Here is a 12,034-nt window from a genome sequence, read left to right on the forward strand (position 1 = left end):
GCCCGGCGCGTCCCGCGCGACCCGCCGGAGCCCCTGCGCGGACCCCGCCGGCGGGGCAGGATGGCGGCGACCGCACCACCCCTGAGGAGCACCATGGCCGTCTCGCTGACCCGCCCCGTCGCCCCCGAGCCCTACGCCCTGCTGCCGTCCGTCGCCGGCTTCGACGTCGCGAGCGCCGACGTCGTGCACGGCGAGCCGCTGGACGCCGCGTTCGCCGCGGACGGCGGGAACCTGTCACCCGCGCTGGACTGGTCCGGCTTCCCGGAGGGCACCCGCTCGTTCGTCGTGAGCTGCTTCGACCCGGACGCCCCGACCCCCGCCGGCTACTGGCACTGGACGGTCGTCGACGTCCCGGTGAGCACGACCTCGCTCCCCCGCGGCACCGGCTCGGCGGAGGGCGACCTGCTGCCGCCGGGCGCGTTCCAGGTCCGCACCGACGGCGGCTCGGTGGGCTACGAGGGCGCCGCGCCGCCGCCCGGGGACCGGCCGCACCGGTACGTGTTCGCGGTGCACGCCCTCGACGTCGAGCACCTGGACGTCCCGCGGGACGCGACGCCCACCGCCGTCGCGTTCACGGCGCTGTTCCACACCCTCGGCCGGGCGACGATCACGCCGACCTACGCCCGCTGACGGCCCGCCGACGCACCCGGGGCACCCGACCCGCCTCAGCCGGCCGGGAGGTCCAGGTCCAGCTCCAGCACCATCCCGGTCGCCCCCGGCGCCACGTCGCGGAACCCGAGCGACTCGTACAGCCGCCGCCCCGGCGGGTCCGCGACCAGCGTCACGTACGCCCCCCGCGGTGCCCGCGCGCGGACGTCGACGAGCAGCCGGGTCAGCACCCGGCGCCCGAGCCCGCGACGCTGGTGCGCGGGGTCGACCGCCATGTCCGCCACCAGGAAGTACCACCCGCCGTCCCCGACGACCCGCCCCATGGCGACGACCGCGCCCTCCGCGGTGCGGACGTGGCACCACGACCAGCTGCCCGCGAGCGCCCCGTCGGCCTGCTCGGGCCGCTTGGGCGTCAGCCCGGACTCGCGGCGCAGGCGGAGGTAGTCCGCGCGCGGCGGGGCGGCGGGCACGAGCACGTAGGGGTCGGCGGCGAACGGGTCGGCGGCGACGGGGTCGGCGGTCACGCGCCCCATCATGACCACTCCCGGCGCGCGACCGGGCGCCGTGGGTAACCTGCGGACATGCCGCTGACGCTCGGGACCCTGACCTGGCTGCGCGCCGTCGACCGCCTCGACCTGCTCGCCGAGCCCACCGCCGCGGCGGTGTCCGGCTGGGCGGCCGTGGACCCGGCGGTGGCGGACCAGGTGCTCGTGACGGAGATCGACCCCGGCCTCGCGGACACCGCCGCGATGACGGAGGCCTACGACCTGCCGCTCGCCCTGTCGGCGAACTGCGTGCTGGTCTCGGGCCGCCGGGCGGGCGACGAGCGCCTGGCCGCCGCGGTGGTGCGGGCCACGACGCGCGCGGACGTGAACAACGCCGTCAAGCGGCTGCTGGACGTGCGGAAGGCGTCGTTCCTGCCGATGGACCGGGCCGTCGAGGAGTCCGGCATGGAGTACGGCGGCATCACCCCCCTGGGCCTGCCCCCGGGCTACCGGGTGCTGGTGGACGCGGCCGTCGCGGCGGACCACGGCGACGCGGGCGGCACCGTCATCATCGGGTCGGGGCTGCGCCGCTCGAAGATCGCCCTGCCGGGGTCGCTGCTCGCGTCGGCGCCGGGCGTGGAGGTCGTGGACGGTCTCGGCCTGGCCTGACGCGCGCGGGTCACGACCCCGGCGGCAGCCCAACCGCAGCGGCCGTCCGTCGCGCGACGTCGTCCAGGTGCTCCGCGCGGGCCTCGACGACCCGCCGGTAGTGCCCGAACAGCTCGAAGGACACCGCCCCGAACAGCTCGGTCCAGGCGTCCACCACGGCGAGCGGCAACCGCGGGTCGACGGCCGACGCGTCGACCCCCTCGACCCCCTCGAGCGCCGTCCCGAGCAGCGCCCGCGCGTCGGCCAGCAGCGCGTCCCCCAGCGCCGCACCGGGCAGCGCCCCGGCCGCGCCGGCGGCCGGGCGACCCCCCGCCACCCAGCCCTCGACCGCGATCCCCGCCAGCAGCAGCGCGACCCGCGACGCCGGCGCGGCGGTGTCCTCGGGCGCGACGTACCCGGGCACGGGCGAGCCGTAGATCAGCGCGTACTCGTGCGGGTGCCCGAGCGCCCACCCCCGCACGGCGCGGTGCACCGCGAGCCACCGCCCGAGCAGGTCGGCGCGCGGCACGGCGGCCTCGGCGGCCGCCGCGGCGTCGGCGAGCCCGACGTAGGCGTCGGTGATGAGCGCGGTGAGCAGCGCGTCCCGGTTCGGGAAGTACCGGTAGACGGCGGACGGCGCCATGCCGAGCTGCCGGGTGACGGCGCGCACGGACAGCGCGGCCGCACCGACCTCGGCGAGCTGGTCGCGTGCGGCGTCGGCGATCTGCCGGACGAGCTCCCGGCGGGCGCGCGCACGGACCCCCTCGGCCCGGGGGCCGCCGTCGAGGTCGGGGTCGGGGCGGGCGGTCACCGGGCCAGCCTGGCACGGCGGGCGGGCGGCAGCCGGCACCGGCACTCCCTTGCGCTGGAACGTGAACAGTGTTCACACTGGTGATCACTGCTCACGAGCAAGATCGCGCCCTCGAAGGAGCCCCCGTGTCCCACCTCGTCGTCGGCGCCGGCCCGGTCGGCTCCGCGCTCGTCCGCCTGCTGGCCGACCGCGGCGACGCGGTCACCGTCGTCACCCGCTCCGGCGGCGGCCCCGACCACCCGGGGATCCGCCGGGTCGCCGCCGACGCGGCCGACGCCGACCGCCTCGCCGACCTGGCCCGCGGCGCCGCCACGGTGGTGAACTGCGCGAACCCCGGCACGTACGCGGAGTGGGAGGCGCGCTGGCCCCCGCTGGCAGCCGCCCTGCTCGCCGCGGCCGAGCGCTCCGGGGCCGTCCTGGTCACCACGGGCAACCTGTACGGCTACGGCCCGGTCGACGTCCCGATGACCCCGGACCTGCCGCTCGCCGCCACGGGCCACAAGGGCCGGCTCCGCGCCCGGATGTGGCAGGACGCGCTCGCCGCCCACGAGGCCGGCCGGGTCCGCGCCACCGAGGTCCGCGCCGCCGACTACATCGGGCCGACCGTCACGGCCGCCGGCGGGCTGCTGCGCCGGTACGCCGACGCGGCGCTGCGCGGGCGCACCGCCCGGACGTTCGGCGACCCGGACGTCCCGCACGCGTTCTCCTTCGTCCCCGACGTGGCGCGCACGCTCGCGGCCGTCGCCGGGGACGAGCGCGCCTGGGGCCGGGCCTGGCACGTCCCGGGCGCGCCGGAGCGCACCGTCCGCGAGGTGCTCACCGACCTCGTCACCGCGGCCGACGCCGTCTCCGCGGCCGGCCCCGGGACCGCCGCCCCCGCTCCCCGCGTCCGCCGCGTCCCCCGCCCCCTGCTCGCCGCCGGCGCCCGCGTCGTCCCGGTGCTGCGCGAGCTCGACGAGGTGCTGTGGCAGTTCGACCGCCCGTTCCGCCTCGACGCGTCCGCGACCACCGCGACGTTCGGCATGCACCCCACGCCCTGGCCCGAGGTGGTCGCCGCGACGGCCGCGGGCTGGTCTCCCGCGGCCCGCTCGCCGCGCGCCGCACGGGCTCCGCGACTAGCGTGACCAGCGCAGCAGCCCGCGGCGACCGGCCCCGGGTGGCGCCTCTGGCAGCGGGGCCCGGGCACACCGCGCGGGCACGCGCGACGAGGAGCGAGATGCGCACACCCACCGCCCGCGGACCGTTCAGCGCGGCCGTCCTGGACGCCCTGACCACCGGCGTCGTCGACCCGGCGCTCCCCGACCGCGCCGCGGAGGCCGCGGGCACCGCCGCCCGGGCCGACCTGCTGACCGACGACGACGTGCAGATCGCGCTCACCGCCCTGTACGAGCTGCACCACCAGGGCCTGGACGGCGTGGACGACCGCCTGGAGTGGGACCCGGTCCTGCTGCGCACCCGGGCCGCGCTCGAGGGGCCGTTCGAGGCGCAGATCCGCGCCGAGGTCGCCGTCCCGGACGACCTGCGGGCCGAGCTCGACGCGGACGCCGCCCGCGAGGGGCTGGGCCCGGCGGTGGCCCGCGCGCTGTTCGACCTGACGAGCCGGGACTCCGGGCCGAGCCTGTCCGCGTACGTCGCCCGCAAGGCCACCGACCAGCAGCTGCACGAGCTCCTCGTGCACCGGTCGGTCTACCAGCTCAAGGAGGCCGACCCGCACACGTGGGCCATCCCGCGGCTGGCGGGCGCGCCCAAGGCGGCGCTCGTGGAGATCCAGGCCGACGAGTACGGCGGCGGGCGGCCGGAGCGGATGCACGCCGCGCTGTTCGCGCGCACGATGCGCGGCCTCGGCCTGGACGACACCTACGGCCGCTACGTCGACGACGTCCCGGCGATCACCCTGGCCTCGGTCAACATGATGAGCCTGTTCGGCCTGCACCGGCGGCTGCGCGGCTGCATCGTCGGGCACCTGGCCGCGTTCGAGATGACGTCCTCGCAGCCGAACCGGCTGTACGGCAACGGCTTCCGGCGGCACGGCTACGACGCCGACGTCACGTGGTACTTCGACGAGCACGTCGAGGCGGACGCGGTGCACGAGCAGATCGCCGGCCGCGACCTGGCCGGCGCCCTGGTGGAGCAGCAGCCGGACCTGCTGGACGACGTGCTGCTCGGCGCGGCCGCGTGCCTCGCCGTCGACGGCCGGGTCGGCGCCCACCTGGTCGGGTGCTGGTCCGCCGGGGAGACCTCGCTGCGACGGCCGCCGGCGGTGGGGAGCGCGGCGTGACCGCCGTCGCCGACGCCGAGTACGTCCTGCCGCTGCGCTGGACCGACGACGGCGGCCTGGCGGAGCTCGCCGCCTACCTGCACGCGCTCGCGCGCCACCTGCCCGTGACGGTCGTCGACGGCTCGGACCCCGACCGGTTCGCCGCGCACGGACGCGCCTTCGGCCCCGCGGTCCGGCACGTCCGCCCGGACCCGCGACCCGGGTGCAACGGCAAGGTCGCCGGGGTGGTCACCGGCCTGCGGCTGGCGACGGCGGGGCGGGTCGTCCTCGCCGACGACGACGTGCGCTACGACGACGCCACGCTCCGGGCGGTGCTCGCCCCGCTCGCGGACGCCGACGTCGTCCGGCCCCAGAACGTCTACGACCCCCTCCCCTGGCAGGCCCGGTGGGACACCGCCCGCATCCTGCTGAACCGCGCCGCGGGGTCGGACTACCCGGGCACGCTGGCCCTGCGGCGCACGGCGCTCGGGCCGGAGGGCTACGACGGCGACGTGCTGTTCGAGAACCTCGAGCTGCTCCGCACCGTCCGCGCCCGCGGCGGCACCGAGCACCGCGCCGACGACGTGTACGTCACCCGGCGGCCGCCGGCCGTCGCGCACTTCTGGCGCCAGCGCCCCCGGCAGGCGTACGACAGCCTCGCCCAGCCCGCCCGGTTCGCCGCCGAGCTCGCGGTGCTGCCGGTCGTCCTGCTGGCCGCCGCCCGGCGCCCCACGCTGCTCCTCGCGCTGGCCGGGGTCGCGTTCGCCGCCGCCGAGCGGGGCCGGCGGCACGCGGGCGGGGCGCGGGTGCTGCCCGCGTCCGCGGTGCCGCTCGCGCCGCTCTGGCTGCTGGAGCGCGGCGTGTGCGCCTGGCTGGCCCTCGCCCTGCGCGCCACCGGCGGCGTCCCCTACGCGGGCCGCCGCGTCGCCCGCGCGGCCACCGCGGCGCGCGTCCTGCGCGCCCGCACCCGTCCCAGCACCGGTCCCGCACCCCAGGAGGCACCGTGACCACCCGACCCGCCGTCGTCCTGACCCCCTGCCCGGACGGGCCGATCCTCGTGCGCGGGGACGTCGAGATCCGCGACGCCGCCGGCCGGGCCGTCCCGCGACGCCGCGCCACGGTGGCCCTGTGCCGGTGCGGCGCGTCCGGCATCAAGCCGTTCTGCGACGGCTCGCACAAGGCCATCGGGTTCCGCACCGACGACGAGGTGCCCCGCCCGCCCGAGCCAGTCCCGGGAGGTGACCCGCGATGAGAGTCAGCGTCCCCGCCCCCGGCGTCGCCCGCCTCACGCACGCCTCGGTCAACCTCTACGTCCTCGCCGACGAGCGCGGCGCCACCGTCGTCGACGCCGGGCTGCCGCGCATGTGGACGGCGCTGCCCCGCGCGCTCGCGGCCGTCGACCGCACCCCCGCCGACGTCCGGGCCGTCGTCCTCACGCACGCGCACTTCGACCACGTCGGGTTCGCGCGCCGGGCGATGCAGCAGCTCGGCACGGACGTCTGGGTGCACCCCGCCGACGCGCACCTCGCCGCGCACCCGTACCGGTACGCGCACGAGAACCCGCGCGCCGTCTACCCCCTGCGCCACCCGCGCGCCGCCCTCACGCTCGCGGCGATGGTCGGCGCCGGGGCCGCCCGCGTCCGGGGCGTGCGGGTCGTCCGGTCGATCCTCCCGGGCCGGCGGCTCAAGGTCCCCGGCCGCCCCGAGGTGATCGCCTGCCCCGGGCACACCGCGGGCAGCGTCGCGCTGCACCTGCCCGACCGCGGCGTGCTGCTCACCGGCGACGCGCTCGTCACGCTCGACCCGTACACGAAGCGGACCGGCCCGCGGATCGTCGCCGGCGCCGCGACCGCGGACAGCGCGCAGAACCTGGAGTCGCTCGCGGCGCTCGCGGCCACCGGCGCCGGCCTCCTGCTGCCCGGGCACGGCGAGCCGTGGACGCGCGGGGCGGCCGAGGCGGTGCGCCTGGCGCTCGAGGCGGGACCGTCCTGACCTGCGCCCGCGAGACATCCGGCCTACGGTCGGCGTGATGACCTCCGACGCCGCACCGCCGCCCCGGCACAGCGCCGGGCGCCGCCCGACCGCCCGACCGGTCCGCCGCACCGGCGTCCCGGGACGCGCCCCCGGGCCCGCGGACCCGGACGCCGTCGTGGTCGGCGCCGGCCCGAACGGGCTCGCGGCCGCCGTGACCCTGGCCCGCGCGGGGCTGGACGTCGTCGTGCTCGAGGCGCAGGACACGGTCGGCGGCGGCAGCCGCACGCTCGACCTCGGGCTCGCGGACGGCATCCGGCACGACATCTGCTCCGCGGTGCACCCGATGGCCTGGGCGTCCCCGTTCTTCCGGTCCCTCGGGCTGCACGAGCGGCTCGACCTGCTCACGCCCGAGGCCTCGTTCGCGCACCCGCTCGACGGCGGCCGGGCCGGCATCGCCTACCGGGACCTGGACCGCACGGCGGAGCGGCTCGGCGCGGACGGCGCGACGTGGCGGCGGCTGTTCGGGCCGCTGGTCGAGCGCTGGCAGGACGTCGTCGCCCTCGCCCTCGGCGACCACCGCAGCGTGCCGGACGGGGTGACGCGCGACCCGCTCCGCGCCGCGCTCACCGCCGCCCGCTTCGGCCTCGGCGTGCTGCGCAACGGCGCGCCGGTCGTCCCGTCCGCGCTGCGCACCGAGGAGGGCGCCGCGCTGCTCACCGGCGTGGCCGGGCACGCCATCACCCCGCTGCCCTCGACGGCGGCCGCCGGGACCGCCGTCCTGCTCACCACGCTCGCGCACGCCGGGCACGGCTGGCCGGTGGTCCGCGGCGGCTCGCAGGCGATCGCCGACGCGCTGCACGCCGACCTCGTCCGGCTCGGCGGCCGCGTGGTCACCGGGCGCCCGGTCGCCCGACGCGCCGACCTGCCGCCCGCCCGCGCGTACCTGTTCGACACGGCGCCGCGCCTGGTGGCGCAGGTGATGGGCGACGCGATGCCGCCCGGGCTCGCCCGCGCCTACGCCGGCTACCGGTACGGCAACGCCGCCGCGAAGGTCGACCTGGTCGTCGACGGCCCGATCCCGTGGGCGCACCCCGAGGTGCACCGCGCGGGCACCGTGCACCTGGGCGGCACGCGCGACCAGGTCGTCGCCGCCGAGCGCGCCGTCGCCCGCGGCCGGCACGCCGAGCACCCGCTGACCCTGCTGTCCGACCCCGCCGCGCTCGACGCGGGCCGCGCGTCCGGCGGGCGGCGGCCGGTGTGGGCGTACGCGCACGTGCCCGCGGGCTCCGACGTCGACCCGACCGAGGCGGTGCTGGGCCAGGTCGAGCGGTTCGCCCCCGGCTTCCGGGACACGGTGGTCGCCGCGCACGCGATCCCCGCCGCGCGTCTGGCGGAGCACGACGCGAACCTCGTCGGCGGCGACATCTCCGGCGGCGCGATCTCGCTGCTGCGGATGTTCACCCGCCCGACGCCCCGGTGGGACCCGTTCGACGCGGGCGTCCCCGGCGTCTACCTGTGCTCCGCCTCGACTCCGCCGGGGCCGGGCGTGCACGGGCTGTCCGGCTGGTACGCGGCCCGGCGGGCGCTGCGCGACGTGTTCGGGCGGGCGGATAGGGTCGCGGCGTGAGCCAGCCGCGACCCGTCCTCGTCCTCACGCACGTCGCGCACGAGGGACCCGGGCTGATCGCCCGCGCGCTCGACGGGCTGCCGCTGACCACGCGCACCGTCGTCGACGACCGGACGCCCCGGCTGCCGGCGGTGTCCGACCTCGCGGGGCTGGTCGTCATGGGCGGCCCGCAGGACGCCGACGACGACGCGGGCCACCCCGGCCTGCCCGCGGAGCGCCGGCTGCTCGCCGAGGCCGTCGACGCCGGCGTGCCGACGCTCGGCGTCTGCCTCGGCATGCAGCTGCTCGCCCTCGCGCTCGGTGCGCCGCTGCACCGCCGGCACGGCACCGAGATCGGCTTCGGCCCGGTCGACGTCGTCGCGCCCGACCCGGTGCTCGCGCCCGCCGGCGCCCGCCCGACGGTGCTGCACTGGCACGCCGACGCGGTGGACCTGCCCGACGGCGCGACCCTGCTCGCCACCAACGAGGCCACCCCCGTGCAGGCGTTCCGGGCGGGCAGCGCGGTCGGCCTGCAGTTCCACCTCGAGGTCGACCCGACCGTGCTCGACCTCTGGCTCGCCACGCCGACGATGACCGCCGACCTCGAGCCGGGCGACGCCGACACCATCCGGCTCGGGTCCCGCCAGCACCTCGCCGCGCTCCGGCCCGCCGCCGACCTCGGGCTCGCGGCGTTCGCGGCCGCCGTCCGGGAGCGCGCGTGACCGACGCCGGGGCCCTGCGCGACCTGCTGGCCCTGTGCGACGCCCGGCCGGTGTGGGCGCCCGACCCGGAGCGCGCGTTCGACGGCGGCCTGCCCGGGCGCCCGGTGCGCAGCTCGGCCGTCCTCGTGCTCTTCGGCGCCCTGGACCGCGCGGCCGCCCGCACGCCGCACCCGGCCGTCGCCGCCGACCTCGACGTCCTGCTCACCCGCCGCTCCCCCACGCTGCGGCACCACCCCGGGCAGGTGTCCTTCCCCGGCGGCGGCATCGACCCCGGCGACGCCGGCCCCGAGGCGGCAGCGCTGCGCGAGGCGCGCGAGGAGACCGGCCTGGACCCGGCCGGCGTCCGGGTGCTCGGCGCGCTGCCGCCGCTGCCGGTGACCGCGAGCCGGAACCTCGTCACGCCGGTCCTCGCGTGGTGGGACCGGCCGTCCGCCGTCGCGGCGGCCGACCCGGCCGAGACCGTCGACGTGTTCCGGGTGCCCGTGGCGGACCTCGTCGAGCCCGCCAACCGGGTGACGGCGACCGTGCGCCGGGCCGGGCACGAGTACCGGGGACCCGCGTTCGACGCCGGCGGGGTGCTCGTGTGGGGGTTCACGGCGTTCGTGCTGGACCGGCTGCTGGACGCCCTCGGCTGGGCCGTCCCGTGGGACGCCGGACGGACCGTCCCCGCGCCGGTCTGACCCCACCCCGACGCACCGGAAAAGATGCTGGTGCGGCGCGGTCGTAACGATACGATCGACGGTGCCGCACGGGACCACCCGGCGACCAGGCCGCCCCACCCGCCCCTCGATCCCCACCCACCCCCTGCCCTGCCCCGGAGCCCTCTCGTCATGGCCAAGGTCCTGACCGCCGGCAGCCCCTGGCGCGTGATCCTCGTGTTCGCCGTGCCCCTGCTCGTCGGCAACGTCGTCCAGCAGCTCTACCAGTTCGCCGACGCGGTCGTCGTCGGCCGCCACCTCGGCGTCGACTCCCTCGGGGCCGTCGGCGCGACCGGCAGCCTCCTGTTCCTCCTGCTCGGCTTCGTCTGGGGCATGACCTCGGGGTTCGCGATCCCCACCGCCCAGGCGTTCGGCGCGCGGGACCTCGCGGGCGTGCGCCGGTCGGTCGCGACCGGCACGCTCCTGACCGGTGCCGCCAGCCTGCTGCTCACCGTCGCCGCTCCGCTGCTCGCCGGCCCGGTGCTCGCGCTGCTGCGCACGCCGGACGTCCTCATGGCCGAGGCGACGACGTTCGCGCAGGTGAGCTTCCTGGGGACCGGCGCGCTGATGTTCTTCAACTACCTGTCCGCGATCATCCGCGCGATCGGCGACTCCCGGACGCCGCTGGTCTTCCTCACGCTGGCGTGCCTGCTCAACGTCGCGCTCGTCGTGCTGCTGGTCGGTCCCGCGGGTCTCGGCGTCGGCGGCGCGGCTCTCGCGACCGTCCTCGCGCAGGCCGTCTCGGTGCTGCTCTGCCTGGAGTTCGTTCGCCGCCGGGTGCCGGTGCTGCACGTGCGGCGCACCGACTGGCGCGTGCCGCGGGCCGACCTCGCGGAGCACCTGCGGCTCGGTCTGCCGATGGGCTTCCAGGCGTCGATCATCGCGATCGGCGCGCTCGCCGTGCAGGTGCGGCTGAACGACCTCGGTGCCGACGCCGTCGCGGCGTACACCACCGCGTCGCGGGTCGACGGGCTCGCGGTCGCGCTGCTGCAGTCGCTGGGGCTCGCGGTGTCGATGTTCGTCGCCCAGAACCTCGGCGGCGGGCGGCCGGACCGGATCCGGCAGGGCGTCGTGCAGGCCACGTGGATCGCCGTGGCGGGGTCGGCGGTGCTGGGCGTGCTGCTGCTCGCGACCGGCGGCGCGCTCGTGCAGATGTTCGTCGGCGACGGCGCGGACCGCGTCGTGCACCTGGCGACCCAGTTCCTGCACGTCAACGCCGCGATGTACGCGCTGCTCGGGGTGCTGTTCGTGCTGCGCGGCGGGCTCCAGGGCCTCGGGCGCACCGGCGTGCCCACGCTCACCGGCGTCATCGAGCTCGTCATGCGCGTCGGCGCGGCCATCGTGCTCGGCGGGGCGTTCGGCTTCGTCGGCGTCGTGTGGGGCAACCCGCTCGCCTGGGCCGGCGCGGTCGTGCTGCTGGTGCCCGCCTACGCCCGCGCGCACCGGCACCTCGGCACGCTGCCGATCGCCCCGCTCGCCCAGGTCGAGGCCACGCCGGAGCCGGTGCCCGTGGAGGGGCCGTCCGAGGGGTCGATGGTCGTGGACGCGGTGGTCCCGCAACCGCGCCCGGCCGCCGACGCGGACTCCGGGGCCGGCGACCTGGCCGACCCGGAGCGGGACGCCGCGCGCGCCTGACCCCGGGCGACTCAGCCCCGCGGCGCCACCACCGCCACGACGGCCGCGACGCTCGCCGTGAGGTGCGCGGTCGCGGCGTCGTGCGCCGCGGCGCCCGAGGCGACCTGCTCCGCCGCCGCGTGCACCAGCGCCGACACCGCGGCGACCAGCCAGGGCACCGGCAGGTCGTCCCGGAACGCCCCGGACGCCACCCCGCGCTCCAGCACCGCGCGCAGGGGCCCGACGACGGGCTCGTGCCGGGCGTCGACCTCCGCGGCCGGCAGCTCGCGGCACGCCGCGGCGACGGCGCCGTGCCCGTCCGCCAGCGCCGGCCAGGCCGCCGCGAGCATCCGGTGCAGCGCGACCCGCGGGTCGGGGTCGTCGCCCGCCTCGTCGAGCGCGCGCCGCGCCCGGTCGACCGCCGCGGACAGCGCCGCGCCGACCAGCGCCTCCCGCGTCGGGAAGTGCCCGTAGAGCGTCACGCGCCCCACGCCGGCCGCGGCGGCGACCTGCGCGACCGTGGCGGCGGGGTCGGCCCGGAACAGGCGGAGCGCGGCGTCGAGCACCGCCTGCTGGTTGCGGCGGGCGTCGGCGCGGGTGGTCGGCATGG

14 protein-coding genes are annotated in these 12,034 nt (G+C 78.5%); 11 read left to right on the forward strand and 3 right to left on the reverse strand.

Translation table 11 applies throughout. From position 1 onward, the window contains the following. Window positions 1–93: 93 nt before the first annotated feature. On the forward strand, window positions 94–630 hold the full coding sequence (locus HNR08_RS20580; RefSeq protein ID WP_146835214.1) for a YbhB/YbcL family Raf kinase inhibitor-like protein: 537 nt from the start codon (window positions 94–96) through the stop codon (window positions 628–630). A gap of 35 nt (window positions 631–665) precedes the next feature. On the opposite strand, the gene HNR08_RS20585 is transcribed toward HNR08_RS20580, so the two are convergent. Beyond that, window positions 666–1,133, reverse strand: coding sequence for a GNAT family N-acetyltransferase (locus HNR08_RS20585; RefSeq protein WP_246802981.1), 468 nt, complete (start codon window positions 1,131–1,133; stop codon window positions 666–668). Between the two features lie 57 nt (window positions 1,134–1,190). On the opposite strand from HNR08_RS20585, the gene HNR08_RS20590 reads away from it, so the two are divergent. Continuing rightward, window positions 1,191–1,763, forward strand: a complete 573-nt coding sequence (locus HNR08_RS20590) for a YbaK/EbsC family protein (RefSeq protein ID WP_146835217.1) — start codon at window positions 1,191–1,193, stop codon at window positions 1,761–1,763. 10 nt (window positions 1,764–1,773) lie between these two features. Here HNR08_RS20590 and HNR08_RS20595 read toward each other — a convergent pair whose 3' ends face one another. Further along, window positions 1,774–2,553: a TetR/AcrR family transcriptional regulator gene (locus tag HNR08_RS20595; RefSeq protein ID WP_146835220.1), complete on the reverse strand. Its 780-nt coding sequence runs from the start codon at window positions 2,551–2,553 to the stop codon at window positions 1,774–1,776. A 125-nt stretch (window positions 2,554–2,678) separates the two neighbouring features. Between HNR08_RS20595 and HNR08_RS20600 the strand changes: the two genes are divergently transcribed. The 9 genes from HNR08_RS20600 to HNR08_RS20640 all read left to right on the forward strand — a co-directional run bounded on the left by HNR08_RS20600 (window position 2,679) and on the right by HNR08_RS20640 (window position 11,445). Next, window positions 2,679–3,677, forward strand: a complete 999-nt coding sequence (locus HNR08_RS20600; protein ID WP_146835223.1) for an NAD-dependent epimerase/dehydratase family protein — start codon at window positions 2,679–2,681, stop codon at window positions 3,675–3,677. Window positions 3,678–3,769: 92 nt separating this feature from the next. Further along, window positions 3,770–4,831 carry an iron-containing redox enzyme family protein gene (locus HNR08_RS20605; protein ID WP_146835226.1) on the forward strand — a complete coding sequence of 354 codons (1,062 nt, stop codon included), beginning with the start codon at window positions 3,770–3,772 and terminating at the stop codon, window positions 4,829–4,831. Then, on the forward strand, window positions 4,828–5,817 hold the full coding sequence (locus tag HNR08_RS20610; RefSeq protein ID WP_146835229.1) for a glycosyltransferase family 2 protein: 990 nt from the start codon (window positions 4,828–4,830) through the stop codon (window positions 5,815–5,817). Before HNR08_RS20605 ends, HNR08_RS20610 begins: the two co-directional genes overlap by 4 nt. Next, the gene (locus tag HNR08_RS20615; protein ID WP_146835231.1) at window positions 5,814–6,062 is read left to right on the forward strand and encodes a CDGSH iron-sulfur domain-containing protein; all 249 of its coding nucleotides are present in this window, start codon (window positions 5,814–5,816) and stop codon (window positions 6,060–6,062) included. The genes HNR08_RS20610 and HNR08_RS20615 overlap by 4 nt, the downstream gene beginning before the upstream one ends. Then, window positions 6,059–6,802 carry an MBL fold metallo-hydrolase gene (locus HNR08_RS20620; RefSeq protein WP_146835234.1) on the forward strand — a complete coding sequence of 248 codons (744 nt, stop codon included), beginning with the start codon at window positions 6,059–6,061 and terminating at the stop codon, window positions 6,800–6,802. Before HNR08_RS20615 ends, HNR08_RS20620 begins: the two co-directional genes overlap by 4 nt. Window positions 6,803–6,839: 37 nt before the next feature. Next, window positions 6,840–8,411, forward strand: coding sequence for a phytoene desaturase family protein (locus HNR08_RS20625; protein ID WP_146835237.1), 1,572 nt, complete (start codon window positions 6,840–6,842; stop codon window positions 8,409–8,411). After that, window positions 8,408–9,112, forward strand: coding sequence for a type 1 glutamine amidotransferase (locus tag HNR08_RS20630; RefSeq protein WP_146835240.1), 705 nt, complete (start codon window positions 8,408–8,410; stop codon window positions 9,110–9,112). The genes HNR08_RS20625 and HNR08_RS20630 overlap by 4 nt, the downstream gene beginning before the upstream one ends. Next, window positions 9,109–9,792, forward strand: coding sequence for an NUDIX hydrolase (locus HNR08_RS20635; protein WP_146835244.1), 684 nt, complete (start codon window positions 9,109–9,111; stop codon window positions 9,790–9,792). The genes HNR08_RS20630 and HNR08_RS20635 overlap by 4 nt, the downstream gene beginning before the upstream one ends. A gap of 150 nt (window positions 9,793–9,942) precedes the next feature. Beyond that, entirely contained in the window at window positions 9,943–11,445 is a 1,503-nt protein-coding gene (locus HNR08_RS20640; protein ID WP_146835247.1) for an MATE family efflux transporter, read from the forward strand. Window positions 11,446–11,456: 11 nt separating this feature from the next. Here the strand turns inward: HNR08_RS20640 and HNR08_RS20645 are convergent, their stop codons facing one another. After that, the gene (locus tag HNR08_RS20645) at window positions 11,457–12,032 is read right to left on the reverse strand and encodes a TetR/AcrR family transcriptional regulator (protein ID WP_146835250.1); all 576 of its coding nucleotides are present in this window, start codon (window positions 12,030–12,032) and stop codon (window positions 11,457–11,459) included. Between the last annotated feature and the right edge of the window lie 2 nt (window positions 12,033–12,034).

The sequence above is a fragment of the Cellulomonas hominis genome, from assembly GCF_014201095.1.
GTDB classification, from domain to species: domain Bacteria; phylum Actinomycetota; class Actinomycetes; order Actinomycetales; family Cellulomonadaceae; genus Cellulomonas; species Cellulomonas hominis.